This is a genomic window from Hydrogenispora ethanolica (assembly GCF_004340685.1).
In the GTDB taxonomy this organism is placed as follows: Bacteria; Bacillota; UBA4882; order UBA8346; family UBA8346; genus Hydrogenispora; species Hydrogenispora ethanolica.
Genome location: NZ_SLUN01000040.1, coordinates 26,327 through 52,805, shown reverse-complemented (window position 1 = coordinate 52,805; position 26,479 = coordinate 26,327). Strand labels below are relative to the sequence as shown.

Below are 26,479 nucleotides of genomic sequence, written 5' to 3'. Positions count from 1 at the left end.
TGCTATTTCATCAATATGCTTATCGGACATAGTATGCAGTTTTCAAAGATCAAACATCTTGTCTTTGGTTAACTTCATCTAGCACAACAGGTTAAGTTAATCTTCTCCTTGACAACTTCAGGAATAACCATCATGGAAGGCCGAAAGACCTTGCGGAGGTTGGCAAGGGCGAAGTTTTCCGTTAAAAATCAAAACCGCAGATAACCCTCGATCGAACCAATGTTGAATAGTTCTTTGAACGAGACCAGGCTCATTGGGCTTTCTTCCCCAATTCCAGTTCTTTTTTTCCAAAGCCGCATGCCGAGGCATATGTGGAAATGACCTCCATGATTTTGTGGTGGATTAAACCAATCGGGTGATTATTGAGTTTTCCTTGCACCACTGCCGCAGCTTGGCGCGGCATAAACTGATCGAGTAAGGTCAGGGGAACGGCGGTTTGGGACAGATTCGAAAGCAAGACGTTCAATGCTTGATTGACCCTGGGATGCAGCCAATAATAACGGGAACGGTCGCTAAAACTATATTTTCTGGCATATTGCAAATCGAAAGCATCGCCATGATAATGTTTTTGCCAATAACCCGGCTGCTCCAGCATGGCCTCATCCAGAACATTCCTTACGCGGGATAAGGTGATTCCGGTTTTTCCGGTCAACCACTCGCTCTCCATCATTTCTAAAGCAAAAACCGCCTCCCGGAAGGCAAAGGTTAAGGCGGGCCCTACCTTTAAAATCGCAAAGTGATCTCTCACCATTTCGCCAAGGGCTTGGCGAGTCTGATAATCGGTGGAATGCGCCTCATATACCAAGCCAGGGTATGCTTCAATCAGCTGCGAAAGCTCTCTGGCCTTTTCCGCTTGATAACGAAACACCGCCTCATCGCCGAACTCAACGCCCGGTTGGACCACCAATGCGATCACCCGCTCCCAGGCGGATTGGAGACCTCTGTCATAAAACGCCTTTTTGGTTATTTCAATCGTATGCCTGGCGGCTTCGGCTCTGGTTGCCGCTACCGATTCTCCAGCCTCGCGGGCTCCTCCCGGCACGGGCACCTCCGTGCCAATCACATAAAAAGGCGCTTTCAGCTTGGTTTGATTGCTGCGGTAAGCCGACTCCGCCGCCAAGCATAGCTCCGCTGCCCGCTCGGCGATTAGTTCATCCGCCAAGGGACCGGAACGAGCCCCGGGATCATCGGCACAACGCATACTGGCATCGAGGTGTATCTTTTCAAAACCGGCCAAAACATAATCCCGGACCATATCACGGGCCTTAGCCATGGCAGTGGAGGCCGCCTCATTTTGCCAGGGATTCGGTCCCAGATGATCGCCGCCCAGCATGATTTGGGAGACGGGAAAGTCCATCTGCGCCGCGATACTCCGAATATAAGCGACGAACCGTGCGGGGTTCAACCCGGTATAGCCGCCGAACTGATTGACCTGATTCGAAGTCGCTTCAATCAGGAGCGTCGAATGGTCATACTCAGCCTGCTTCACTGCGGCTTCTACTACGAACCGGTTGGCGGAACAAATGGAATAAATGCCTGCTGAACGGCTTTCTTTTTGTTGCTGGATCATTTTGAGCAATGGATGCTCGAAAAAATTCGGGTCGTCTTTCATGGCTAAATTCCTTTCGTAATGATAACGGTTCAAGCGATTCACCGAATTGCATCATCCGCGGTTCCTAGCGGCGCGAGGCCATTATCATCGGAAGCGCCCGGCTTTTTATTTGATTCCGGTCATGGCCAGCCCTTCGATGAATTGTCTTTGGAAGATTAGATAAACAATAATTACCGGAATCATAATCAGGGTCGCCGCCGCCATTACCACATTATATTGGGCAACATGCGCCGTATTGAAATAATAGAGGGCGAGCGGAACCGTCATCTTTTCCATATCATTTATAGCGACCAGCGGCCATAAATAATTATTCCAGCTCCCCATAAAGGTAAAAATAGCCAAGGCCGATAATACCGGCCGGATCTCCGGAACGATAATCTGAAAGAAAATACGCAATTCGGAGGCACCGTCAACCCTGCCGGATTCCACCAGATCGCTCGGTATGGCTTCAATAAACTGTTTGCACAGAAAAATCCCGAAAGCGCTGACCATGGCTGGAACGATTAATCCCGCCAGCGAGTTCAATAAGCCCAGTTTGTCCGCTACCATATAGGTTGAGATCAATATGACTTCAAAAGGCACCATCAGCGTAGCGAGAATCGCCAGGAAACTGAGACGTTTGCCGGGGAAATCAAATTTGGCGTAAATATACCCCGCCAAGGCGCTGGTAAACATCGTAATTACCGTAGTGGTCACCGCCACCAATAAGCTATTGACCATCCACAACAAAAAAGGGGCTTCAAACAATACTTTTTGAAATCCTCCCCAATACAGTCGGGCCGGAAAAAAACTAGGAGGAATCTTAATAATTTCATAAGGTGTTTTAAAAGCGGACAGGACCGTCCATAAAAACGGAAAGATGACGATCACCGCGCCAATGCAAAGCATGATTGTCAACCAGCCATTTGACTTTTCTTCTTTCATCTCCACGACCTCCCATTCATTGCCCGATTAATACTCCCAATCCGCTTTGCCTAGTTTTAGTTGCAATACCGACACGACCATGATGACTCCTAAAAGGATCACCGATATTGCCGAAGCATAGCCCATTTTCATAAACCGGAATGCATCTTTATAGATTGTAAAAGCCAGCACTTCGGATGAGTAATCGGGTCCGCCGTTCGTCATCACTTGGACCTGGGTAAATACTTGAAAATACGATATCACAGTCATCACCGAGACAAACAACAAGGTTCGGGTGAGCAACGGCAAGGTAATCTCCCAGAAGGTATGAAAACGGTTCGCTCCATCAATACGGGCCGCTTCATAAAACATCTTCGGGATTGAATCGAGACCGGCCATGAGAATTACGATATTATAGCCCAGATCCGCCCATAATGTAACAATCACCACTGAAAGCAAGGCCAGGCGATCGCTGGTCAGCCAGTAAATCATGGTATGCTTGCCAAAGAGGCCAAGCACCATGTTGACCACTCCATAGTTCGGATCGAACATGGTGGCCCAGATTAAGGAGACTGCAACCAATGGCGCGATGGTCGGAAGAAAATATAAAGTTCGAAAGAAGTTCTTAAAAAACTTCTTGGCAATGCTGTTGATGGAAACCGCAATCAGCACCGCCAGAACCAAGTTGGCGCTCACTGCGATGGCGACGAATTTTAGGGTATTAAAAAAACTCTTATGAAAAACCTGGTCGCTCCATAAGTTGATAAAGTTTTGCAAGCCTACAAACGGCGGTTTTGGATTTAACGGCGAGTAATTGTAAAAGGCCAGAATCAAACTTAGCACGATCGGCAATAAAGAAAAGAGGATAAATAAGCACAAGATCGGTGTCAGGGAGAAAAGAACAAATTTGCGTTGTGAAGCAAAAAGACTTGATTTTTGGGATTTATCTTCGTTTTTGGCCAAATCGCTCACGGCTGTTTGCCCCCAAATCTATGGTTATTCGTTCATACTCGGGTGGTTTACGGATCGATGAACCGTAAACCACCTCCGTCCTTTATATGGATCCGCGATGTTATTGGGCAAGTAGTTCGTCGATCATGCTGTTCGTCTGCGTCTCAATGGCTTTTAAAGCGGTTTTAATATCTATCTTTTTATCAACCACCTTTTGGAACTGGGCATAAACGATTTCTTGTTTGAACCGATCCACGCTTTGCAGCGGACCGATGGGTCTTCCGTACGGCAAAACATCCAAAGATGGCTTAATTAAGGGATTCGCTTTCATAAACTCAGCCGAAGCGGCAACGGATTTATCCGCGGGGATGGTATAGGTTTTGGAATTAAAGAGCAGATTGTTCTTTTGGGAGGTAATAAATTTAATAAAAGTCCAAGCTGCTTTCTTATTTTTCGACCGGGCTGATACAACTTCGCCCCAACCCGATTCCGCGGCAAAAGCCAAAGATTTTCCGGTAAAAGAAGGCATCGGAGCATATCGGAAATTCTTTAACTTATACGTATTGACGCCGTTTGCGATAACCCATGGTCCCCGAAAACACATACCTGAAGTTCCTTTAAAGAAATAATCCGAGATATCGACATTGGGGTCATTGCTATGTTTCATATCGCAAACTTTATATTTTAGGATTAAATCCGCCATTGCCTGCATGGCCTTTTCTGCTTCCGGAGTCGTAAATGTCACATGGACATTATCAGGCTTCCAGTAGTTGCCGCCTTGTTGCAAAATTAATGACAAGAACAAGTAAGGCACATTGTCCGTCGAGCTAAAATCGAACCCATAATGGGTTATGTTTCCCTTGCTGTCATATTTGGTAAGTTTCTGGGCTAAACCAACCAAATCTTGATACGTTTCAGGGAATTTTTCCCATCCGGCCGCCGCTATTTCATTGGGATAGTATAATACCCCTCCGTTTTCCAGATTAAACTCGCGCGGAATGCCGTATAGTTTCCCTTGGAAGGTATAACCGCCCAGCGGAGCCTGGAAATACTTGCGTTTGGCCTCATCCGCCATGCTCTTCGGCACTGCATCAAAAAGCCCATGTTTGGTGAACTCAATCGCCCAACTGCCAAAGATCTGTTGGACATCGCTTTCATTTTTTGTGGCATAAGCCGCTTTTTCTTTGGCTTCTAAAACATCGTAGGGAAAATACTGATGTTTCACTTTAATGTTGGGATATTGTTTTTCAAATCTGGCGATGAGCTCTTTGTTCGCAGCCAAAAAAGTGGGTTCATCGTGGGTCCAATAAGTAATGGTTACATTTTTGGCTCCTGCCGCAAAACTTTGTTGCCCATGAAAATTGATTGCTATGGAAAATATGAAGGTACAAAAGATTGCCAAAAACAACCGGCGATATGCTTTCTTCATTTCTACCGTCCCTTTCATCAATTTTCTAGCAAATATGATTTTGTACTTTCTAAACGTTCCGACAAACCCTGGTTAAAGGTCGTTTTTTCAAACGCTTTTAACACCTCCTTTTCCATACCGGCCTCAAGATCCTCCTCCGAATCATTCGGATTAACCGATCTTAAACTGGGGCAACCAATCTTTGTTGATCATAAACATCTCATCAACCATTTTTCTGATCTCAGCCAGACTTAATACGGCCGCGGTAAGCGGATCGAAATATATTGCCTGATAAATCAGATCCCGGTCCCCCGCGATTCCGCCCTGAACCGCCAATTCCTCACAGCTTGCGGCGGCATGGGTCATTATCGCCACGTTGGCCGGCAACGGCCCGACATAGATCGGCTCGAACCCCCGCGGAGAAGCCAGAACCGGGACTTCGACGCAACACCCTTGCGGCAGATTGTCAACGAGGCCGAAATTTCTCACATTGCCGTTGAATTTATAAAGTTCCCCATCGCCAAGCGTAGCATTCAAGATATACGCCGCGTATTCCAACCCGCGCCGGAGATCAACCGGTTCCTCGCTCTCAAGCCATTTTTGAGTATCCGTTCTCCAAGTCGACTCCGCTTTAAGATACTCTTGCAAAATATAAGCGTGGTGCCCCGGATTCCATCCCGTGCCCGGAGAACAATATTTTTCAATCAAATCAGGTCTCTTGCGGAACCAAGGATTATATTCGGAGCTATGGCCGCTGGATTCGGTGGTATAATAGCCCAGATGTTGAAACATCTCGTTCCGCACGATCTCCTCATTGTAAATCTCCGGTCTCTGAAGGGCTTCGCGAATCAGCGGATAAGCGTCCCGCCCCTTCCATTGATACTCCAAATACCACGCCATATGGTTGATGCCGGCGCATAGGTAGGTGATCTCCTGAAACGGAGCGCCAATCCATTGGGCCAGCATTTTAGCGGTTCCTTGCACGCTGTGGCACAAGCCGGTCACTTTGACTTTGCTTTGTTGCTGCATTGCCCGGCATAACATCGCCATCGGATTGGTATAATTTAAAAAAACAGCTTCCGGGCAATGATCTTCCACATCCTTTAAAATGTCGAGCATCACCGGTATGGTCCGCAAGGCCCTAAAAATGCCGGCCGGTCCGCGGGTGTCGCCGACACAGATGTCGATGCCGTATTTTTGGGGAATTTCAATGTCATGACGCCAAACGTTCACGCCGCCCGACAGAATGGTGCAAAGTACCGCATCAGCGCCTTTTAAGGCCTCAACCCGATTATCGGTTGCAATTACTTTTGCCGGGTAGTTTCCGGCTGCGACAATTTTTTCCACGGCCGATTTCGCGAAAGCCAGCCGTTCGGCATGGATATCCATTAACGCTATCGTGCTTCCGGCAAGTGCCGGAAAAGTCAGGATATCCCGGACCAATTCCCGGGTAAACTCTAAACTGCCGGCGCCGATAAATGCGATCTTCCTAGCCATTTTGTCCCCTCCCTTGATTCAAAGTAAAAAGCCCGATAAACCCGGACGGAATTTATCATTCCGCCAAAAATTCCTGAGGAAGGTCTCTCCAATACGGTTGGCCTTTGAGGCCGCCCGTGGCAGTCGTATTCTGCGCCCCACAATAGCTAGCCAAGCGCAAGGACCTTTCAACAGAAAATCCGCTCAAGTAACCTTTTATAAAACCGGCATCAAAACTGTCTCCGGCTCCCACTCCATCGATATAATCCGCTTGATAAGCCGGTACGGTCCAGGTACGCTTTCCGTTGCAGGCGATGGCCCCCTGGGAACCTCTTTTTACCACGACCAACGGAACGAACCGGGCCACCTCCGCCAGCGCCGCCTCCAAATCCCGCCTCCCCGTGATCGCCAAAATTTCATTTTCGTTCGGCAAAAACAGATCGGTAAATTCTAAAACCTCCCGGACTCCCTGCCATTGCTCAGCGGGATCCCAATTCGTGTCCAGGCTGACCGTCAAGCCCAAACGTTTCGCCCGCCGGGCGATCTCCGGAAGATGGGGTTGCAGATTGGTTAATAGAAAATAACTTCCCACATGAAGATGGCCGGCCTTCCTTAACAGCTGGTCAGTGACGCGCTGGGGCGACATGGCGGTTATTCCGCTAATGTCGGTAAGGATGGCGCGGTCATTGCCGCGGCAGAGCGCAAAACTAGCGGCTGTCCGCAGTCCATCCACCACCTCGACTTCACTGACATTCACTCCGCATTCACGCAGGCGGGCCATTATAAAATCGCCAAACAGATTAGACCCGATCGCTCCGGCCACCGCCGTCCTCAATTCCAACTTTGCGGCCTGACAGGCGAAGATCGGACAGGAACCGCCTACCTCCAGTAAATACCCGGATATGATCTTCTCCTTCTGACCAAACTCGGGAGCGGCATCCGATAAGATCAAGTCCACATTGAGATCTGCCAATGTTAAAACATCAAATTCCGGCAAGTGGTTCACCTCTATTCGATAGGCAATAGACTTTTTCGAAACGAATGCGTATCCAATTACAATTTAATCCAAGGGTCCAACCCCTCCGGCTGATCCGGATTAACGCCTTTCTGAATTGCTTTATAATAAGCAAGCGCCTGCGCGATATAGATAAACAGAATTCCGGATGCAGCGCCATCCAGCTCCAGATCGGCTGAAACTTGCAACGCCACCCCGGGGACTGGCGGAATCTCGGAATTGCTATAGGTAATCACCATTACCCCTTTTTGGACCAAATCACGCAGCAAGTCCAGGTGATAAGGAGTCACTTCACCGTCTAAGCTCACAACCGCCAAAGTGCGGTTATTGACTAATACCATGGGTCCATGCCGGACATCCAATAGATGATGATAACGCCCGGGAACTCTGGCGATTTCGGTGAACGCCAGAGCGCCTTCGCTGGCAAGCCCTTGCAGTTCCCCATCGGCCAGTATCAATGCATCCTGCCAGTCATTTCCCGCAACAATTTTCAATTTTCCTTCGTATTTTGCGATGAAACCGTCCCCGGCGCTGATCGCCGCATCAAGTTCCTTGATTAACTTTTGATCTCCGGATAAATAAGCCAGCACGAGTAAATTGACCAAATAGAGATTGGTAACGGTCCTTGTCTGACAGACGCTTTCATCAAAAGCCCATGGAATTTCCAATGTCAAATCGGCAATTTTGGCTAAGTCGGAATTCTCTACACAAGTAATTCCGATAACCGGCAAGGATGGCTGTAAGAATTTTACGTTATGAATCGCGTGTATTACTTCGCTGGTGCTTCCGGAGCGGGTCGGAGCGATAACGAGCGCCCCCTCAAGCATTTTTAAATAGTTTTTGGCATGAAGCATCAAATCCCCTGAAGGAATGGCGGCTGCCGGCTTGCCCAACCTTATCCTGCTAGTAAATTCCGCCGACTGACAAAGGCTATAGCTGGAACCGCACCCCGTAAAGACGATACTTTGCGGTGCTTTCTCCTTGTAGAATTTGAGCACTTCATCTTGGCGCGCCGCGATATAATCAAAAGTCTTTCGTAATGCTGCAAATTGGGATTTTATCTCCATATAGGTATGGTCCATGAATTTATCTCGCTTTCCTATTTATTCTTTAATGATCAATTCATTATATTGTTATAACCATTATTTCCAAATTTTTATCACCTCGTTTCCGTTTATTGACCCGTTTATTTCAATACCACCCGATATTTATAACGATCGCCCCGGATAACCCCGTGGCAAAACTCTACCATTCTTTGATTGGCATACGTGGTTCTTTCCAATAAAAGTCCGGGAGAGTTTTTACCGACCCGAAGATGCAGGGCATCGTTGGGGTTGATAATTACCGCTTCAAAAGTCTCAACCGCTTCATTGGGAATTATGCCATACTTGGTTTTCATCGTATTATACAAGCCCTTGCCAGAGACCTCTTCCATCGTCAAACCGGGACATAAGTCAAAAGGAATATAGGAGGTTTCAATGGCAAATGGTTCGTTATTGGCCAGCCGGAGCCGCCGAATATAATAAACTTCACTTTCTTTTTCCGTGAAATGTTTGGCAATGCTTTCATCAATGGCCAGTTTTTTGAACTCGATCACTTTGGTGCTTGGAGTATAGCCCATGTTGCGAATTTCTTCACTGAAACTGTAAAATTTGGACAGTCGCTGTTCAATCTTGGGAGCCGTTACAAAAGTACCCTTGCCTTGTTTTCGATATAGAAGCCCTTCGTTCTCCAGCTCTTCCAAGGCTTGCCGAACTGTAATCCGACTGACTTTATACAGATCGCACAGTTCCCGTTCCGTGGGTATCTTACTGTCAATCTGCCACTCATTACTTTTAATTTTATCCACTAAAATTTCTTTTAACTGGTAATATAGAGCAACCGGCGCTTTTTCATCCAACAAAGTCGTTTCCACCACATTTCAATTGGTCATAACAATATAATATATTGTCCTATGGAACTTTTCAAGCCTTCTTTAAAAAATTTTACCCCAAATCTTTCATAAACTTTTGGAGATTACGGCGTCTAAGGCATTAGCGCCGTGAAACTTCCCCCGTGCTCCGAGAGGGCGGACCTAGCCTTGGGAAAGTATTCCCAAGACTCAGGGGTTTAAAGGGATCAATCCCGGGAAGTTTCCCCGGGGTGTGAGGCTGTAAAGAGCTTTCGGCATGTAAGGGATCGTCCCCATTCCTGCTTCCCCAGGCCACGGGGAAACAGGACGGAGACGCCGGGAGACCGGATCGCTTTTCGGAAGCCGGACGGCGTCCCGTCCGGATTGACCGGGTTACCGAAGCAGTTTATGCGGCGGGAAAATGGGGATGTTTTTCTATTCCAAGCGTTCAATTGCTATAGGCCAAGACAAGTTCATACGATAGCATTTGCGCACCTTGTCCCCATACTATTCATCAAAAGATTGCCAATGAATCGCAAGAGTTGGGAACGGGCCGGTCCGTTCGCTCCCACTTCAACCGGTGCTACTGGTTGGAAAAGCGACCTATCCTCCGCTCCTTTCCTGGCAAGAAAGGAGCGATATTTGGCCAAGACGTGTGCCTTATCTGCTACATTTCAAATTATAGTTTATCAGCAAAAATGAATCCGGTAGGTGATTTTTTCACCGGTCATACTTGCCTAAACTTTTTGATAACGACATTTCCACCTCAGCATAGGTAACTAGGGTACGAGGTTCGGATATGCCTCACGTTCCTCGAAAAACGACTCTCCTTCCCCTGTCAGGGAAGGAGCCGGAGGATAGGTCCAGGACGAAAATAGCCCTCTTTTCGTTTCAAAAAGGTCAGCATGCAAGATGCTGACCCCTTGTTATTTTGGCATATCGGTATGATATTTCCGGCCTGCCCGACTATTCCGAAACCTCTTGATAATCCGGCCGGTCCGCCCGCTCCCACTTCAGCCGGTGGTACTGGTTGATCAAACGATCCAGCTCGACGCTGGCGGCCACGACGGTTGGGTCGCTAGCGCCGTGGGCGTTCCAGAGATCATGAAGCATCCGGCGGCTGGCGGCGATCTGCTGTTTTAGGATATCGATCGGATTTAGCTCTGTTTGTTGCATGGTCCTTTTCTACGTTTCGTAAAAATATGGTATAATTAGTATCATTATATTTAGGGCATAAGAACTTAAGACCCAAAATAGCATGCTTGGGTCCGGTCTTGTTGTTCCTTTTTTAGGAAATATATTACATATTTTGTTTATAGTCTCATTATATTCGCATCGTGCAAATATGTCAAGGAGATAAATTACTTCATGCACAATAATTTTGTTGGTTTACGAGTACAACAATTCAGAGAGCATTTCAAATTATCTCGAAAAGAACTTCATCAAGAGATTGGCATGAGCTTGGCGAATATCTCCAGAATTGAAGCAGGAAAATTAGAGCCTTCGGAAGCTTTCTTAAATGCCCTAATTGTCCGGTTTGCAGCCAATCCCGATTGGATCAAAACCGGTCAAGGTGAAATGCTGGCTTCCCCCGCCGATTACCTGGCCAAGGGCATGCGTTTATTGGGAGCCAAGGCAGTCGCCGAAGCCTTTATCAATCTTTTGAAAGATCCCGAATTTGCGGAGGCGCAATCGTATATCGCCGTGAATAACATGAGCCGGGAAAATACGGCGCTCCCTCAAGAGGTCATGGTTTATCTGGAGCATATTCTGAAGATATGGCATGAGGGAGACCAAGATGTGAAGACTTGGTTATTGGTGCAGTTGAAACGATCGTTTCCCGAGGTTGGGGGAGAAGAAGGGTTGAACAGCTTAGGGAAGCATCCCAACTCCCATTTCTGAATTCAGTGGCATATTTCATTCAAACCGGACAGTCCTACTGGAAATTTCACGAAGAACCGAGAAAAAAACTAAGTTAAAAAACAAATCATGGATTCCACCGGTTGATAGATTCCAAGGAAGCTCCCGATTTCAACCTCCAATTCATGGCAATTTGTCTTTTGGAGGCAAACTGTCCCAAAGGTTGAAAGCCCGGCCCTGACTTTACCCAACTTTAGCTGCCCTTCCCCGACTTATCCACAGCCAAAATTCATTAACCCCATTCAATGGTCCCGTTTATCCACAGGAATAGAACACTTATTCACAAAAAGAGCTCATTTATTCACAAAATGAGCTTGTTCAACGACTGAAAGAGCTCATTCATTCACAAAATGAGCTCGTTTATTCACAAAAAGAGCTTATTGAGCGACTGAATGAGCTCCTTCAGTCACCAAAAGAGATCCGTCACTCGCAAAATGAGCTCATTCAGCTCCTTAACCCGATTGCTTATCCGCAGAGGTTCGAGCGGATCTCAAATTCAAAACTTCTACTTAAGCTGCGTATCGGTAACGTGTTTTTCTTTGTAGGGAAATTTCGCTTCGAAAGCCGCCAATTCCACCGGATCGACTTGAAAAACCGGATCTTCATGAAATTTTCCGGCAATCCCCTCAAGGGCCCCTTCGTACAGCTCCAGTGCCATAAACGCTTCGAAGTTTTCCCCGTCACCGGTGGTTATTTTGAACTTTGCTGCGTTTACAAATCCAAACCGGTGATAATAGGCCGGATTCCCGAAAATCACGATCGCCTTATACCCATCTCCGCCGCCAGTTTTTTGGTATGATGGATCAGTGCGGAACCGACACCCTCTTTCTGATGGGACGGCAAAACGCTTAATGGGCCAAAGGTAATCACCTCGTGCGCATTGCCGTTTTCATCGCTAATTTTCGCCTTGGAATACATGATGTTCCCGACGATCTGGTGATCCCGTTCGGCAACATAATCCAGTTCGGCAAGAAAAGCCTGAACCTTCCGGAGCTTGTGGGCGAGCAGATGCTCGACGCAGCCTGGCTGGTAGAGATCCCAAAAAGCTTCCCTGGTCAAGTTTTCAACCGCTTGATAATCGCTTTCGTTTTCGGGACGAATTGTAATAGCCATTTCCATAATCTCCTCTCCTTCTAAAAAAATAAAATGCCCGCCAAGACCTACCACACCTGTAAAGTGCAGAATGCTCCCCGCGGGCGAAATAATCAATCCATAAAAAATGCGCGACAAGCATGCCTTGCCACGCACCCATTATTTTGGATGACTTGAAGCAGTCTGTCAGGTATGGTTTGCAAAAGGGCAACGTAAAAAAGGGGTTATACCCCGTCATCGCCGCACCTTTTTCAACAATTTAGTTGAGAACCACCATAACAGACAGAACCGACATCCACACACACCTTTCAAATTTTCTAAATTATAACACCGGTCGATCCCGTTGTCAATCTTTTCCTATTAATAAGCAAACGAGTATGAACGAAATCAACCGGATCAGTCTTGCGAACCTCACCGCATGCCGCAATGGAGCGCCGCGTGCCGTAGCGCCACGGGACGGACCTTTGCCAGCAATTAACCGGTCGGCCGGAGTCTTATTGCAGGAAGTGCAGAAGGCTTATTTCACAGTCTTCTCACAGATATAGTTGTGTCGCTTCCAAACATGCCTTCCCGCTTACAGGTTTTTATGAGCCTGTCACCTTACGGAGCTTAAACTAAGACCAGTTTAGACCCTAGCCTATTCAGTTTGCATGTTCCCACTTTCAGTTCATTCCACTTGGATATTTAGATGCTTTATGACTTCCCAAACTCTATTCATAACATGCCGTTCGCTATAATAAGAATCATAACTCAATTCAAAATCCTAATGCTCCGTCAAAGGAAGCGTCAGCTCCTTTAAAAAAGCCAAACCCGCCTTGGCGTCGCGCCGCAGGTCGTCGGTGGAGGCCTCGATACTGAGCCGCCCGGAATAACGGATCTGCCGCAACGCTTCGATAAACGCGGCATAAGCGGCCCGCGATTGTGCCTTGGGAAATGCTCTGCCCTCCGGTTCGGCCAGATGCGCATGGCGGATGGCGGCGCCGGCGGTCACGATGTCGGCCGGGTCCTCATTCTCCAGGCTCAAGTGGTAATAATCCACCAGCAGCTGGATATTGTCGCGCTGGACCGCGTTGGCCAGTTGCAAACCCTCGGCGACCGAATTGACAATGTTGCTTTCCTTCCGGTTCAGCGGCTCGATGACAATGGTGATCCCGTATTGCCGGGCCACCGGGTCCATGTCCCGCAGTAACTCGACCAGCTGGTTCCAAGCCCGCTCTTTCCCGAAACCCTCCGGGACGTTCCGGGCCCCGGCGCTGCCGAAAACGACGATCTCCGCCCCCAGTTGGTGAACGCGTTCCAAGGCCGCCTCGTAATAGGCGACGATCCGGTCCGCCTGCACTCCATCCCCGGTCAGCTTGAGGTCGGGCGGGAAGAAATTGCAGCAAGCCTCGCAGCGGATCCCCGCCGCCCGAATGCGCTCTTGGAGTTGGTGGAACTCCGCCTCCGCAAAGGTCATCAGCTTGGCCAAGGGGAGCTCAATATAGTCAAAGCCCGCTTCGGCAATGATTTCGATGGCCGCCATTCCCGGGCCGTCCGGGTCAGCTTGTAAATTGGCGCAACATCCGATTTTCATCTCGTTTCAACTCCTCCGCTCGTCTTCCGTCACCAACCCGCCGGATTGCCCGGCGTGCCTTATGTCTCCATTATAACTTACTTTTCCTTTTTTGTCGCGCGGCGGGAGTGGACAGGGCCTTGATGAAGGAGACCTCCTCTCTCTGGCATTCTTCGCCGTCTAAAAGCCATGTGATAAAGTCTTTCGAATCGGCAATTGCCTTGCAAAAGATATCAAACGACTTTATCACTTGCTTTTCTGAGCTTTTGTGAACACCCCGACCTTCGGACGGGGTTTATCACAACGCTTCTAAAACCCGAATGCTTTTGCCTCAAAGAATGGTGGTTACTCTCTCCGATTCGGAGAGAGCCAAGAGTGAGGATGCTTCTTCGCTTCCTTCCAATCCTTTACCCTTCCCGGCCCGGGCAATACATGCCGGCTCCCATCCCGCAGAAATAAAGCCAAGCCGAATCATCTCGATCAGCTTGGCTACAATCCATCCAAGATAAGTTCGCGGAACTTTCGCAAATCCGCCTATCCGAAGCGCGAGTCCCCCATCCGATACTAGCGAATCTTGATATTCGCCTCGATCAGCTGGTGCTCCGAGACTTCGGACGGCGCTCCCATCAGCAGGTCCTGGGCATTGCCGTTTAACGGGAAGGCGATCACATCGCGGATCGCTTCCTCGCCGGCCAGCAGCATGACGATGCGGTCGATACCCGGCGCCATTCCCGCATGCGGAGGCGCTCCGTACTGGAACGCCGTATACAGCGCGCCGAACCTCTTTTCCAGCTCCGCTTCGGAGTATCCGGCGATCTGAAACGCCTTTTTCATAATCTCCGGCGAATGGTTACGCACCGCGCCGGACGAAAGTTCAATCCCGTTGCAGACGACATCGTATTGATACGCCAAAATCCGGAGCGGATCCTGGGTCTCCAGGGCCTCCAAGCCCCCTTGGGGCATGGAGAAGGGGTTGTGGGTAAAGTCAATCTTATGGGTCTCCGGATTACGCTCGTACATCGGAAAATCAATGACAAAACAGAATTCGAAGGCGTTTTTAGCGATCAGCCCGAGGTTTTCCCCCAGCCAGCCCCTGATCTGCCCGGCCAGCTTATTGACGAGATCCGGCCGGTCGCTGATCAAGAAGAGCGTTTGGCCTTCTTGCATAGCGCAAAGGGTGATCAGTTGCTCTTTCTCAGCGGGTGACAGGAATTTTGCCAGCGGCCCTTTAAAATCGCCCTCGGCGAGCGTGAGGTAACCGAGACCCTTCATTCCGATACTGAGCGCGTATTGGAGTGAATTGTCAAAAAAGCTGCGCGGACGGCCCGCGCAGTCCGCCACGATCCCGCGCACCGGTTTGTTTTGAAAGGCCTTGATATCAACGTGGGCAAAAAATTCGGTCAGGTCCCGGATGAGCAACGGGTTGCGCAGGTCGGGTTTGTCGCTGCCATATTGCATGATTGCGTCATGATAGGTGATGCGCCGGAAAGGCGCGGGCGACACAGCGTAATCCGAGAATTTGGTGAATACTTCGTATAAAACGGTTTCGGCCACATTCAGAACATCTTCCTGCTCCGCGAAGGCCATTTCAAAATCGAGTTGATAAAATTCGCCCGGCGAGCGGTCGCAGCGGGCATCTTCATCGCGGAAGCAGGGCGCGATCTGGAAATACTTCTCGAAGCCGGATACCATCAGCATCTGCTTGAACTGCTGCGGCGCCTGGGGCAACGCGTAGAACTTGCCTTTAAACTTCCGGCTCGGAACCAGGTAATCCCGGGCTCCTTCCGGCGAAGACGCCGTCAGAATCGGCGTCTGAATCTCGAGGAATCCCAGTTCCTCCATGCGTTTTCGTAAAAAACTGATTACTTTCGAACGCAGTACGATATTCTGGTGGAGCGCCGGGTTTCGCAAGTCCAAGAAACGGTATTTCAAACGGACTTCCTCGCGCGTCGCGACCGAGTCCCGGATTTCAAACGGCAATCCTTTGCGGCAGGCGCCCAGCACCGTGATGCCCTCGGCATGCAGTTCGATCCCGCCGGTGCCCAGCTTGGGATTGACGTTTTCAGCATCCCTCGCGCGTACCACTCCCGTTACCGCGATGACCGTCTCACGGTTGATCCCTTCGAGCATGGCGTCGTCATGAAACACGATCTGGGTGACGCCGTGCTGATCGCGCAGGTCCAAAAACTTCACGCTGCCGTGATCGCGAATCGTGTCGACCCAGCCGGCCAGGGTAGCTTCCATTCCGGTATGCTCGTCCCGGAGTTCATTGCAGTGATGTGTCCTTAGCATCGGTAGACCCCCTAAAACAAAAATGCTCGTCCCGGAAATTATGATCAGTCTAATTTCCGGGACGAGCATTTATTTTGCCCGCGGTGCCACCCGAATTGACGCGAAAGAAACCGCATCCGCTTTCGTATTCAATTTCCGGGATGATCATGAAGCGTTCCCCCGCTTACTACTCTTCCTATCGCGCTTTCAATCGGCGGCGCGAATTCCCTGTGAGGAATTTCCATGAAAGTGGGGCCTTCCCTATCATTTTATGCGATGCCAAAATAACTGTCAACAGGTTCTGCAACCTATATCATAAAGGGATTTTTTCAAAATTTTTGAAAAACTGAGTTTTTCGCGGGATGACATCACCTTCTCTGAGAAGGCGGAGAATAGCCATGATGGCGTTTCCCCTCTGTTTCCACAATATGAAAGCCAAGCCGATATCCGCTATCGGCTTGGCTTTGAAACATTCCTCTTTCGTCTTTCAGGGATCGCCTTATTCCTATCCCTTCAGCCCGCTGGTGGTAATCCCCTGGATGAATTCACGCTGGAAGAAGAGGAAGACGATCAGGGTCGGGATCGAGGCGATGATCGCGCCGGCCATCAGCATGCCGTAATCCCGGGCAAAATACCCGACCAGTGTGGCGATGCCAATGGGCAGGGTGTACATCTCCTTGGACGACAGGGTGATCAGCGGCCACAGATAGTCGTTCCAGGACCAGACAAAGGTGAAGATGCCCAGGGCCGCCAGGGCCGGCCGGGCCAGCGGCAGAATGATCCGCCAGAAGATGCCATAGCGCGAGCAGCCGTCGATCCGGACCGCGTCCTCCAGCTCCACCGGAACGCCCAGGAAGAACTGGCGCAGCATAAAGACGCCGATGGCGGCGGAGGCCCGGGGCAGAATCACGACCCAAAACGTATTCAGCAGATTGAACCGGTTAAAGAGCAGATACAAGGGGATCAGGGTCACCTGCGAAGGAACCATCATGGTGCATAAGGTAATGATAAATAACAGCTTACTCCCGGCGAAACGGATCCGCGCGAACGAATAGGCGGCCATCGCGTCCACCAGCAGGACCAGCAGCGTGCCGCAGACCGCCATCACCGAGCTGTTGTAGAACCATAGCATGATCGGGGCCTTCTGCAAGGCGCGGACATAGTTTTCCAGGGTCACCACCGGCGGGATCCACTGGGGCACCAGGGTCATCACCATGGTCTCGGGCTTTAATGAGGTGGAGATCATCCACAGCACCGGCAGAATCCACAGCAGCGCCGCGAGCCACAAGAAGGCCAGGAAAATGAGGCCTTTCCAGCCGTGGCGTCCCGCAGAGCGCCGCAACAAATTGTCATTGATCATTGGCTCTTCCCTCACTCCTCATTCGTCATTGTCGTTTGAAAACAGCTTCCACTGCAGCGCCGTGCAGACAAACATGATGGCGAACAGGAGATAGGCCACAGCCGAGGCGTAACCCATCTTGAGATACTTAAAGCCTTGTTCGTAGATGTACTGCACCAGTGTCCGGGTGGAACCGAACGGTCCGCCGCCCGTCATCACATTCACCTGGCCGAAGACCTGAAACGAGGCGATGATCTGGGTGATGAATACAAAGGTCAGGCTGGTCTGCAACTGGGGGAGCGTGATGTGGCGGAATAACTGCCACGGCGTGGCGCCGTCGATCCGGGCGGCTTCATACAGCTGCTCCGGGATCTCCTGCAAAGCGGCGAGAAAAACCACCACATTAAAGCCGACCGTCCACCACAGGGTGGCCAGGGCGATCGAGATCATCGCCAGATTGGGATCGCCGAGCCATTTCAGCGAGGCCGCGCCGAGCTTGCCCAGATAATAATTGAGCAGGCCGAAATGCTCCTGGAGTACCCAGCGCCAGATGGTCGCCACCACCGAGACGGTCAATAAGTAGGGGAAAAAGAACAGGCCCCGCGCGATGGTCTTTCCCCGGAACGATCGATTCAGCCCCAGGGCGATCGCCAGGCCCAGCCCGACCAGGGGGAGCGTGCTGATGATCACGAAATAAACCGTATGCCACAACGAAGACCAGAAATCGACCTCCCCGAACATGGTTTGAAAATTGCCCAGCCCCACGAAGGCCGGCGGGGTCAGGGCGTTCCAGTCAAAAAAGCTCATGTACAAGCCTTGAAATATCGGCAGGATCATGAAGAGAAACAAAAATATCAAAAACGGCGCCAAAAAAACATAGCCGATCACATTGTCTTTCTCAAGCCAGGCGAAGCGCCGGCTTCGCCCGTAAGCCCCATTCATGCCGTAGCCTCCTCCGAAAGAACGCCCCGGGCCCGGATGAGCCCGGGGCGTCCCCGCTGAACTTACTTCAGAACCCGGTTGGACTTCTGTTCGATGGTGGCCAGCGCCTGTGCGGGAGTCTTCGCTCCCGAGTAGGCCGCGGCGATCTCATCGGCCATGAATTGCTCGATCTCCAACATATGGACGTTCGAAGGCAAATAGGCGATACTCTCCATCTGCGCGGCATAGCCGGGCCGGTAGGGCATGCTCTTGTACTTCTCGCCCTGCAATACCGAATAGCGCGGCGGAATATGGCCCGCTAAAGCCCATTTGTCGCTGTTGGCGGTCATCCAGTCGATAAAGGTGAGGGTGGCCTTGATCCGGTTGGGATCGGCCTTGGCCGGATTGGGGATGACGAAGTTGTGGGAATTGCCCCAGGCGTCCTTGCTGCCGAAAAGATTGGGGAAAGGCATCGCCCCGAATTTCAGGCCGTTCTGCTTTTCAAAACCGCCGGTCACCCAGACGCCGTTGATGTGCAGGGCGGACTGTCCTTGCGAAAAGAGCGCGACGGACTCGTCGTAATTCATGGAGTTGATGCCGTTCTCCTTCAGCAGATTGGTCCACCAGGTCAGGGTCTTCAGGGCGGTTTCGCTGTTCACGGTCATCTTCTTGCCGTTGGCGCTCATCAGGCTGCCGCCGGCCTGATTCAGCAAGCTGTACCAGGAGCGGTAGCCGCCGAAGCCGTTGGTCTCCAAGGTCAAGGGGAACTTGCCGGTCTTGGCCCGGATGGTCTTCAAAAAGCTCGCAAATTCCTCGGGATTGGCCGGGATCTGCGGCTTGTCGTCCTTCATGAAGCCGGCCCTGGCCAGCAGTTCCTTGTTGTAGTACAGGATAAAGGGATGGACATCGAGGGGGATCGCCACTTGCTTGCCCTGATATTTGCCGCCATTCCAGAGCTTCGCGCCGAAGTCCTTCGCCGGGAAGTTATACTTGGCGATCGGCCCGTCCAAAGGCAGCAATACCTTCTTGGAGGCAAAGGCCGGCAGGTTGCTGGTATGGATGATGCAGACGTCCGGCCCCTTCTTGGCGACCAGGGCGGTCAGCAGATGATTGTAATAATCGTCCCACTTGTTCGGAACTTCGTCCACGAAGATATCGGGATGGGTCCGGTTGAACTCCTTCACCATCGCCGTCATGAAGTCGGCGTCGCCGCCGCTGAAAAGATCCCAATACACCAGCTTGGTGGTTGCGAAAGTCTGAGGCGCCAACAACAAGGCCATGGCGCAGAGCAGGGCCGCCACGATCAACGATTTCTTCATTGTACTTTCCTCCCTTTCGTATTATAATAATTAGCAATTAAAAGCCGTGGGACAAAACCCGCTGGGCTTTCCCTTGCTTTTCCGGGCTTTGCGGCCGCTCCGGTCCGCTGACCGCAGCGTTCCCAGCCCTTTCCGATTCCCTTTTCAACTGGTATTGACATCGGACCGGTCGTTCACTTTTCCGCACCTCCTTACTTTGCGCTGAATATCTCCCTGAACTTGTTAGGGTCAAGTTTGGGAACGCGTTGCGCATTCATCAAGCCATTCACTTCTTGTTCCGTGTCTGTCAACTGAGTGTAGCAAAAACCGCAAATTTCAGCCTCTGCAAGGATGGTGCGGATTAATGTTCCAATCCGTTCCCCCATTGCGGCGTAGGTGGGCACCGCCTCGCCATAGCCCCATCCGAAATCCCCTTGTTCGGCCGTTTTCACCCCGCCGAACTCGGTGATGAGGATCGGCTGCCCCCGGTAGGCATAGCCCGGCAGAATAATGGGCAACCCCGGCAGGAAACTCGCGGCATGGCGGTCCGCCTTGAATGCCCGGTAATGTTCGGCCAGCTCCCCGGCGTCCTGGCTGTAGTCATGGATCGTGAGCAGGTCGGTGGTGGCCTGGTGCCAACCGTCGTTGCTGATCACCAGCCGGCTGCCGTCGAGCGCCTTGGTCAGATGGTACATCGTCTCCAGGTATTCGACAGTCCGCCCGAACACCTCCGGGTTCCCGGGGTTGAATAACCCCTCCGTCCCCCAGCTCTCATTCACCGGCACCCAGGCCATGATGGACGGGTGATTGTAGTCCCGGCTGATCGCCTGCTGCCACTCGGCCGTCGCGGTCCGGACCGCCCGCTCGTCAAAGCTGTAGGACGACGGCAGCTCCGACCAGACCAGGAGTCCCAGCCGGTCGCAGAAATAGTAATAGTAGGGGTCCTCGATCTTTTGGTGTTTCCGGGCGCCGTTAAAACCGAACGCCTTGGTCATCGCCACGTCCTGCCGGATCTCCTCCACCGTCCGCGGCGTATAGATCCCGTCCGCCCAGATCCCCTGATCCAGCACCATCCGCAGATAGTAAGGCTTGTTATTCAGGTAGACCCGCCCGTTCTCCGTCGCCACCTTGCGCATGCCGAAATAGGTTTGCACCGTGTCCACCGGCAGCCCCGCCTCCAGCACCTGGATCTCCAGATCATACAGATCCGGAGTCTCCGGCGACCAGAGCCGCGCTCCGGGAATGGCGATCTTCACCGTCTGCTCGGCCAAGGGATACAGGTCGTTGAAGTATCCAAAGGTCTTCCCGGCGGTCACCTCCTGCTCGACCACGAGCTTTTCTTGAAAACGGACGGTCAAGCGCAACCTGGTGCTTTCCCCGTACTCGCTTAACCCGAACCTGACCGCCAGCTCCGCGCGGTCGATATCCGGCAGGAGTTTGGCCTGGCGCAGATGAATCCGGTGGACCGGCTCCAGCCATACCGGCTGCCAGATGCCGCTGACCCGGGTGTACCAGCAGCCCCACCGGTCCAATTTGGCGCTCTGCTTGCCGCGCGGCTGATTGGGACGCTCATCGTCGGCCACCCGCAGCGTCAGCCGGTTCTCCCCCTCTCCCAGTAATCCGGTGATGTCCAAGGCGAAAGGGACGTAGCCGCCCTCATGGCTTCCGGCGAATTGCCCGTTCACCCAAACCGCGGCCTGGTAATCCACGGCGCCGAAATGCAATAGCACGCGCCTGCCCGACCAGTCCGCCGGCGTTTGAAAACTGCGCCGGTACCAGATGACCGGATGGGGCGCGGGATCGCCGATCCCGCTGAGGCTGCTCTGGAAGGGGAACGGCACGACGATTCTTTTGTCAAAATGCTCTGATTGTTTCATCCACCCCTGGCTGAGGCCCTGGTCCCGGTCGTCAAAGGCGAAGGACCATTCGCCGTTCAAGCTGAGCCATTCCCGGCGGACCCAGTCCGGGCGCGGATACTCGTTGCGTGGAACTTCCATCCGTAATGTCCTTTCTTCATCGAAGATTAAAAGCGTTGTGATAAACCCTGTCCGAAGGCCAGGGTGAACACAAAAGCTCAGAAAAGCAAGTGATAAAGTCGTTTTTTAGTCCATTGAAAGGATGATTTCCGAATTGGAGGACTTTATCACATGGCTTTTAATTAAAAGCGCGTTTTACTGATCCCCATCACCTCCTTCCCGGCACGGGCCGGTGGTCGCCCTGACGATCAGTCCGGTTTTGATAAAATAGGAGTTCCGCCGGACTTCCTTGCCGCGCATCAAGCGCTCCAGCAAGGCCACGGCCAGCTCGCCCATTTGCTCTTTGGGAATGCGCACGGTCGTCAGCGGCGGTTCATTGTACTCCGACCAATCGATATCGTCGGTGCCGACGATGCTCAGATCGCCCGGTATCGACAGTCCGGCGTTGCGCAGCGTCCGGATGGCTCCGACGGCCAATAGATCGTTCCCGGTAATGATGGCGGTCGGGCGTTGCCGGACGTCCGTCTCCAGCCATTGCCGGGCCACGACTTTGCCCGGTGTGTACTCATGCACGCCGGGCCGGACGATGCCGAACATTTCCTGTCCGGAGAATGGCTCCAGCCCAAATCTTGGCAACAATCTCAGAAAGGCCTCCCGGCGGTCCTTGAACTGGCTTAATTCCGCCCCGGCTTCATCTTTCAGCGAGATGAAGCCGATCCGCCTGTGGCCCAGTTTCACCAAGTGTTCCAGGGCCTGCGACATCAGCAACTCGTTATGGACGTAAATCGCGGGCCGGATGTCCTCGGGCGCCAGATAGGGCTCGATGCCCACCAGCGGGAGGCGTTTGTCCCGGATCAAGGCCCGGATGTTCCCGGGAAGCTGGCCCCAGGAGATCACCCCGTTGATCTCGTTGTCAAAAAGCTTGCTCAAGGATTCGATGGTCTGCTCGGTCGCCGACAGATAGGAAACGTAATAGCCCTTCTTCTGGACGCCGAGTTGCACGCCGTGGAGCAGATGGCTGAAGAAGGGATGGGGAAAAAACATGTTCTCTGCCGTCCCGTACTTGTCTTTTTCCGGGTAGGTGTAGATGAAGAGGATCGCCCGCAAGCTGCGGCCCAAGCGAAGATTCCGCGCCGAGAGGTCCGGCTGGTAGTTTAATAACTTGGCGGCCTCCAGCACCTTCTGCTTCGTCTCGTCGGTGATGCCGATCAAGCCGGCCTTATTGTTTAAAACCCGCGAGACCGTGGCGATGGAGATATTCAAGTGGGTTGCGATGTCTTTTAATGTCGTCAATCTATCCTCCAAATTTTCATCACAATGTAATGTAAACCTTTAACGCAAACGTTTGAGAAAGATCTTCGCCCTTTTCATGTGAATTCCTTCCATCCGCCAAATTTTTTAAAACTGACTAACCGCTCATCCCGGAATCGACCGAAACGCCCGTCGCCGCCAAGATGCGGTTCGTGGGAAAGCTGAGCCCCTCTTCATGCGGGCGACCGGACGGGCCGGACTAAAGCGTGCCCGGCATGTTCCGCGCCGATCTGTGGTATAATGGAGCCAATATCTCGCCGAAGCGCGCGATCATCAGGAGGACGACATGAGCGAACCCGCCAACCCCCAATCCCAAACTCCGGCCAAACCGCCGGCGGCATCGGCAGTGGAAATGACCGAACTGGTCCTGCCCAACGATGCCAATCTCCTCGGCAACCTGCTGGGCGGCAGGATGATGCACTGGATGGATATCGCCGGCGGCATGGCCGCCATCCGCCACGCCAATCGCAACGTGGCCACCATCGTGGTCGATTGCCTCGATTTCCGCCATCCGGTCCACGTCGGCGAGATCGTCACCCTCAAGGCCAAGCTGACCTGGGTGGGCCGGACCTCGATGGAGGTGGTCATTCACGCCTACGCCGAAAACCCCATGTCCGGGACGGTCATTCTGACCAATACCGCCTACTTCACCTTCGTGGCCCTGGATGACGCCGGCAAACCGACGCCCGTTCCCGGCCTGACCCCGGAGACCGACGCCGAGCGACAGGAATGGCAGGCGGCGGCGGAACGGCGGCGCAAACGGCTGAGCAACAGCTGCCGCACGCCCTGACCCGGCCCGCTCCCGGAACCGCCGTCTGCGGCATGCTCAAGGGGATATCGCCTTTCGATAGACCTGACGCCCGCGGTACTCAACCTCAAGTTGAAATACAAATTATCGGAAAAGATAACCCGCTTGAGCGGTTGAGGATTCGCCCCCCAATAAGCTTTTAAACCCTTTTGCAGCCCGGTCGCGGCGGGACATTCTCTTCCGCTCCGGCGCCGGCACCCGTCTCCCGGAGATGAAAAAAACATTCTCCCGCCTGCGCATTTTTTGAAAAACCAAGCCCTTTCCGGCGATTCCGTTTTCGGGAAACCGGCGGTAAACATTTTTAACACGCTCGTCATAAAAAAGCCGGTCTCCGTGGCCGATAATATAAATATTGATCATTTTCGAGGCCGTGGCCCGCCTAATTCTTCCCTTCCGCGCCGGGCTGCGGAAATAAAGATATTTATTTCAACCTATCCCGGCAAAGCCGGAACCAAAAAGAACGGGGAGCTCAATGTAGCGATGAAGTAGCCCAAAACCGACCTCTCCCCGCTCCCCTCCCCGACGTAGTAAATTCTGACGGCTAATTCGACGGGGAGGGGTCAATCGTTTGAAACGAGGGCCAATGTTTATGCAAAAAGGTAAGTTTTTACATGAATCAAACGGAAATAGGCCAAAGATAAAACCCCAAAATGGGCGCAATAATTTGTGGCAATCCACCCCTCCCCGTCGAGTCTACCATCAGAAATAACTTCGCCGGGCCATGTCCAGGAAGGATAGAGTCCGGCGGTTCACGGATGAAATACCGCCGGGGAGGGGACAGGGGGAGAGGTCAGTTTTTAGACAATCAGCGCGGCAAGGATCAGTTTGATTCTAAAAACGTCTCTGTATAACCTTGTTACGCATGAGTTTGCAAGATCACTTTAAAATATTCTTCGCAAAATGAACTCAATTTCGTTCGTTAGATGGCCTATATAGCTCCGCTCACTCACGAAGGATTGAAGGATGTAGAACCTAATCCTTATCATATTTTATGTATTTTCTGGCAGAGCTAACTTGATACTCAGTAGTAGCGTCGTTTTGCGGATACGGGATCGGGTTGAGGAGCTGAGAGAGAACGTTTTGTGAATCACGGATCGCTTTAGGTGACTGAAAGAGCTCATTCAGTCGTCGGGCAAGCTGGTTTTGTGAATAAGCGAACTTGCTCAGTCGTTCCGCGAGCTCTTTTTGTGGATGAGTGAGCTTGTTTTGTGAATCAGCAAGCTCGTTTTGTGAATAAGTGAGCTCGCTCAGTCGCTCGGCAAGCTCGTTTTGTGGATAAGCAAGCTTGTTTTGTGAATGAGAGAGCTCGCTCAGTCGTTCAGCAAGCTCTTTTTGTGAATAAGCGATCTAATGATTATCAAGTTAGCTCCGCTCACTCACGGAAGGGATTGAAGGATAAGTCATGACGTCTATAGTCCTAACCCTCGGCCCTTCCCGAATCTGGAAGGGGAACCACCGGGCTCCGGGGCCCAAAAGCCTTTGGGCTGCGGAGAATGGTGGTTACTCTCCCCGATTCGGGGAGAGCCAAGAGAGAGGAGGAGGGCTAGACCGAATCCTTATCATGCTTACGTACTTTCTTGCGGATTTACCTTTATAATCATTAGCGATCTATTTTTGTGGATAAACGGATCCGTATAATGTGGTTAATGGTTTTGACTGTGGATAAGTCGGGAAAGTGCGGCTAAAACCGGGTAAAGTAAGAGGGTGAGCGGAGCGAAGTGGATACTCAGTAAATTTTTTTATGAAATAGTTGTTGGAATTAGAAGGAAGGAACGAATTGGGGATGAATATATAACAGGATACAAATGACTGCAGTTCACCTCCGATGAAGTGACGGTTTTCATAAACGGACTTCTTGAAATTCTGACTAGGAGTGATAAGTTTTGACACCTTTAACCCAAGATGAGCAAGTCTGGCTGGCTAAAAATCCGGACCACCCGAAAGCGAAGGCGATTGCCGAAGCGATCATGCAGAGCAAACGGAATCCGACCGCGTTCGAGTCCCATGTGCAATTGCAAAATGCCATTAACGTGTTTCGCCGGGCGATCCGTAACGGCGAGATCCAGTTGGACATCAAGTCCTGACCTTTTTGCGAAAGCTCCCCCGTCAGTGGCGGTACTCCCGGTTCCTCTTCCTTTCCGTTCTCCGTCTTGATGCAACACCCGTTTTCCCCGGGTCAAAACACTACCGCCCAAGCAAAGAAGTTTCTTTCCAAAGATAATGAAGAACTCCGCGTCAAGCCGCCGGAGTTCTTTTCATCGGATACGCCGCCTGGAAAATTGGGAAAAGGCCGGTCCGGAGAATATTCGGGACCGGCCCGGCAAAAGCTAATCGCGCGGCCTTTTTTGGGGGTTGCCAGCCGGCCGGGATACGGCCGGCGCGAATGGGGCGAGACGATATGGCGGAAAACGGACCTTTGGTATGCCGGGTTTGCCAGGGCCATCATTTTACCATCAAATATGAAGCCACCTACGAATACTCCTACCGGATCGACGAAAACGCCCCCGGCTGGAAAAACACCGACGAATTCCTGCCCTTTCTCTACGACACCCGGGAGCAGAAAGACGCCCGCCAGTACCTGCAATGCGAGGGTTGCGGCACCCAATACCCGTGCTATTTCAACCAATGGGACCGCGAGATCGGCGTCAAGGCGCTGGAGGACGCGATCCAAGCCGCCGGCCCGGTTCCGGAGTCCTGAGTCTCCGGTTCATTGCGCCAAAGCGCGGTTGGGCGAG

The 26,479-nt window shown here is 51.7% G+C and carries 22 protein-coding genes; 4 read left to right on the top strand and 18 right to left on the bottom strand.

Annotated features, from left to right (window positions below; translation table 11 throughout):
• Window positions 1-250: 250 nt before the first annotated feature.
• The 9 genes from EDC14_RS22660 to EDC14_RS22620 all read right to left on the bottom strand — a co-directional run bounded on the left by EDC14_RS22660 (window position 251) and on the right by EDC14_RS22620 (window position 10,432).
• Entirely contained in the window at window positions 251-1,612 is a 1,362-nt protein-coding gene (locus tag EDC14_RS22660) for a D-tagatose-bisphosphate aldolase, class II, non-catalytic subunit (protein ID WP_132016711.1), read from the bottom strand.
• A 105-nt stretch (window positions 1,613-1,717) separates the two neighbouring features.
• Window positions 1,718-2,536, bottom strand: a complete 819-nt coding sequence (locus EDC14_RS22655) for a carbohydrate ABC transporter permease (RefSeq protein ID WP_132016709.1) — start codon at window positions 2,534-2,536, stop codon at window positions 1,718-1,720.
• Window positions 2,537-2,563: 27 nt separating this feature from the next.
• Window positions 2,564-3,358: a carbohydrate ABC transporter permease gene (locus EDC14_RS22650; RefSeq protein WP_243663081.1), complete on the bottom strand. Its 795-nt coding sequence runs from the start codon at window positions 3,356-3,358 to the stop codon at window positions 2,564-2,566.
• 229 nt (window positions 3,359-3,587) lie between these two features.
• Window positions 3,588-4,895, bottom strand: a complete 1,308-nt coding sequence (locus EDC14_RS22645) for an ABC transporter substrate-binding protein (protein ID WP_165908241.1) — start codon at window positions 4,893-4,895, stop codon at window positions 3,588-3,590.
• Between the two features lie 150 nt (window positions 4,896-5,045).
• Complete coding sequence (gene melA / locus EDC14_RS22640; protein WP_132016703.1) at window positions 5,046-6,371, bottom strand: alpha-galactosidase; 1,326 nt, start codon at window positions 6,369-6,371, stop codon at window positions 5,046-5,048.
• 55 nt (window positions 6,372-6,426) lie between these two features.
• On the bottom strand, window positions 6,427-7,347 hold the full coding sequence (locus EDC14_RS22635) for a carbohydrate kinase family protein (RefSeq protein ID WP_165908240.1): 921 nt from the start codon (window positions 7,345-7,347) through the stop codon (window positions 6,427-6,429).
• A 56-nt stretch (window positions 7,348-7,403) separates the two neighbouring features.
• On the bottom strand, window positions 7,404-8,447 hold the full coding sequence (locus EDC14_RS22630) for an SIS domain-containing protein (protein WP_132016699.1): 1,044 nt from the start codon (window positions 8,445-8,447) through the stop codon (window positions 7,404-7,406).
• Between the two features lie 104 nt (window positions 8,448-8,551).
• Window positions 8,552-9,265, bottom strand: coding sequence for a GntR family transcriptional regulator (locus tag EDC14_RS22625; RefSeq protein WP_165908239.1), 714 nt, complete (start codon window positions 9,263-9,265; stop codon window positions 8,552-8,554).
• Between the two features lie 957 nt (window positions 9,266-10,222).
• Complete coding sequence (locus EDC14_RS22620; protein ID WP_132016695.1) at window positions 10,223-10,432, bottom strand: aspartyl-phosphate phosphatase Spo0E family protein; 210 nt, start codon at window positions 10,430-10,432, stop codon at window positions 10,223-10,225.
• Window positions 10,433-10,624: 192 nt separating this feature from the next.
• On the opposite strand from EDC14_RS22620, the gene EDC14_RS22615 reads away from it, so the two are divergent.
• A complete protein-coding gene (locus EDC14_RS22615; RefSeq protein WP_132016693.1) occupies window positions 10,625-11,158 on the top strand; it encodes a helix-turn-helix domain-containing protein in 534 nt (177 codons plus the stop codon).
• 523 nt (window positions 11,159-11,681) lie between these two features.
• On the opposite strand, the gene EDC14_RS27685 is transcribed toward EDC14_RS22615, so the two are convergent.
• From EDC14_RS27685 to EDC14_RS22575, 9 genes are all read right to left on the bottom strand, one after another.
• On the bottom strand, window positions 11,682-11,933 hold the full coding sequence (locus EDC14_RS27685) for a hypothetical protein (RefSeq protein WP_341540186.1): 252 nt from the start codon (window positions 11,931-11,933) through the stop codon (window positions 11,682-11,684).
• Window positions 11,930-12,406, bottom strand: a complete 477-nt coding sequence (locus EDC14_RS27680; RefSeq protein ID WP_341540185.1) for a GNAT family N-acetyltransferase — start codon at window positions 12,404-12,406, stop codon at window positions 11,930-11,932. The genes EDC14_RS27685 and EDC14_RS27680 overlap by 4 nt, the downstream gene beginning before the upstream one ends.
• Before the next feature lie 625 nt (window positions 12,407-13,031).
• Window positions 13,032-13,841 carry a sugar phosphate isomerase/epimerase family protein gene (locus tag EDC14_RS22605; RefSeq protein WP_132016691.1) on the bottom strand — a complete coding sequence of 270 codons (810 nt, stop codon included), beginning with the start codon at window positions 13,839-13,841 and terminating at the stop codon, window positions 13,032-13,034.
• Between the two features lie 543 nt (window positions 13,842-14,384).
• The gene (gene aspS, locus EDC14_RS22600) at window positions 14,385-16,112 is read right to left on the bottom strand and encodes an aspartate--tRNA ligase (RefSeq protein WP_132016689.1); all 1,728 of its coding nucleotides are present in this window, start codon (window positions 16,110-16,112) and stop codon (window positions 14,385-14,387) included.
• A gap of 484 nt (window positions 16,113-16,596) precedes the next feature.
• Window positions 16,597-17,451, bottom strand: a complete 855-nt coding sequence (locus tag EDC14_RS22595; protein WP_132016687.1) for a carbohydrate ABC transporter permease — start codon at window positions 17,449-17,451, stop codon at window positions 16,597-16,599.
• An 18-nt stretch (window positions 17,452-17,469) separates the two neighbouring features.
• Complete coding sequence (locus EDC14_RS22590) at window positions 17,470-18,372, bottom strand: carbohydrate ABC transporter permease (RefSeq protein WP_132016685.1); 903 nt, start codon at window positions 18,370-18,372, stop codon at window positions 17,470-17,472.
• A gap of 62 nt (window positions 18,373-18,434) precedes the next feature.
• Window positions 18,435-19,670, bottom strand: a complete 1,236-nt coding sequence (locus EDC14_RS22585) for an ABC transporter substrate-binding protein (protein WP_132016683.1) — start codon at window positions 19,668-19,670, stop codon at window positions 18,435-18,437.
• 191 nt (window positions 19,671-19,861) lie between these two features.
• Entirely contained in the window at window positions 19,862-21,646 is a 1,785-nt protein-coding gene (locus EDC14_RS22580; protein WP_132016681.1) for a glycoside hydrolase family 2 protein, read from the bottom strand.
• A 174-nt stretch (window positions 21,647-21,820) separates the two neighbouring features.
• Window positions 21,821-22,918 carry a LacI family DNA-binding transcriptional regulator gene (locus EDC14_RS22575; RefSeq protein WP_165908238.1) on the bottom strand — a complete coding sequence of 366 codons (1,098 nt, stop codon included), beginning with the start codon at window positions 22,916-22,918 and terminating at the stop codon, window positions 21,821-21,823.
• Window positions 22,919-23,222: 304 nt separating this feature from the next.
• On the opposite strand from EDC14_RS22575, the gene EDC14_RS22570 reads away from it, so the two are divergent.
• From EDC14_RS22570 to EDC14_RS22560, 3 genes are all read left to right on the top strand, one after another.
• Window positions 23,223-23,726, top strand: coding sequence for an acyl-CoA thioesterase (locus EDC14_RS22570; protein WP_132016677.1), 504 nt, complete (start codon window positions 23,223-23,225; stop codon window positions 23,724-23,726).
• 1,901 nt (window positions 23,727-25,627) lie between these two features.
• Window positions 25,628-25,828 (top strand): hypothetical protein, encoded by a 201-nt coding sequence (locus EDC14_RS22565; RefSeq protein WP_132016675.1) that lies wholly within the window; start codon window positions 25,628-25,630, stop codon window positions 25,826-25,828.
• Window positions 25,829-26,142: 314 nt separating this feature from the next.
• Window positions 26,143-26,442 carry a hypothetical protein gene (locus EDC14_RS22560; protein WP_132016674.1) on the top strand — a complete coding sequence of 100 codons (300 nt, stop codon included), beginning with the start codon at window positions 26,143-26,145 and terminating at the stop codon, window positions 26,440-26,442.
• The last annotated feature ends 37 nt before the right edge of the window (window positions 26,443-26,479 follow it).

Bases quoted from the DNA above. Each gene is read 5' to 3' on its own strand.
- EDC14_RS22660 (WP_132016711.1), bottom strand. From the start codon at position 1,612: ATGAAAGACGACCCGAATTTTTTCGAGCATCCATTGCTCAAAATGATC.
- EDC14_RS22655 (WP_132016709.1), bottom strand. From the start codon at position 2,536: ATGAAAGAAGAAAAGTCAAATGGCTGGTTGACAATCATGCTTTGCATT.
- EDC14_RS22645 (WP_165908241.1), bottom strand. From the start codon at position 4,895: ATGAAGAAAGCATATCGCCGGTTGTTTTTGGCAATCTTTTGTACCTTC.
- melA (WP_132016703.1), bottom strand. From the start codon at position 6,371: ATGGCTAGGAAGATCGCATTTATCGGCGCCGGCAGTTTAGAGTTTACC.
- EDC14_RS22630 (WP_132016699.1), bottom strand. From the start codon at position 8,447: ATGGACCATACCTATATGGAGATAAAATCCCAATTTGCAGCATTACGA.
- EDC14_RS22620 (WP_132016695.1), bottom strand. From the start codon at position 10,432: ATGCAACAAACAGAGCTAAATCCGATCGATATCCTAAAACAGCAGATC.
- EDC14_RS22615 (WP_132016693.1), top strand. From the start codon at position 10,625: ATGCACAATAATTTTGTTGGTTTACGAGTACAACAATTCAGAGAGCAT.
- EDC14_RS22605 (WP_132016691.1), bottom strand. From the start codon at position 13,841: ATGAAAATCGGATGTTGCGCCAATTTACAAGCTGACCCGGACGGCCCG.
- aspS (WP_132016689.1), bottom strand. From the start codon at position 16,112: ATGCTAAGGACACATCACTGCAATGAACTCCGGGACGAGCATACCGGA.
- EDC14_RS22595 (WP_132016687.1), bottom strand. From the start codon at position 17,451: ATGATCAATGACAATTTGTTGCGGCGCTCTGCGGGACGCCACGGCTGG.
- EDC14_RS22590 (WP_132016685.1), bottom strand. From the start codon at position 18,372: ATGAATGGGGCTTACGGGCGAAGCCGGCGCTTCGCCTGGCTTGAGAAA.
- EDC14_RS22585 (WP_132016683.1), bottom strand. From the start codon at position 19,670: ATGAAGAAATCGTTGATCGTGGCGGCCCTGCTCTGCGCCATGGCCTTG.
- EDC14_RS22580 (WP_132016681.1), bottom strand. From the start codon at position 21,646: ATGGAAGTTCCACGCAACGAGTATCCGCGCCCGGACTGGGTCCGCCGG.
- EDC14_RS22570 (WP_132016677.1), top strand. From the start codon at position 23,223: ATGAGCGAACCCGCCAACCCCCAATCCCAAACTCCGGCCAAACCGCCG.
- EDC14_RS22560 (WP_132016674.1), top strand. From the start codon at position 26,143: ATGGCGGAAAACGGACCTTTGGTATGCCGGGTTTGCCAGGGCCATCAT.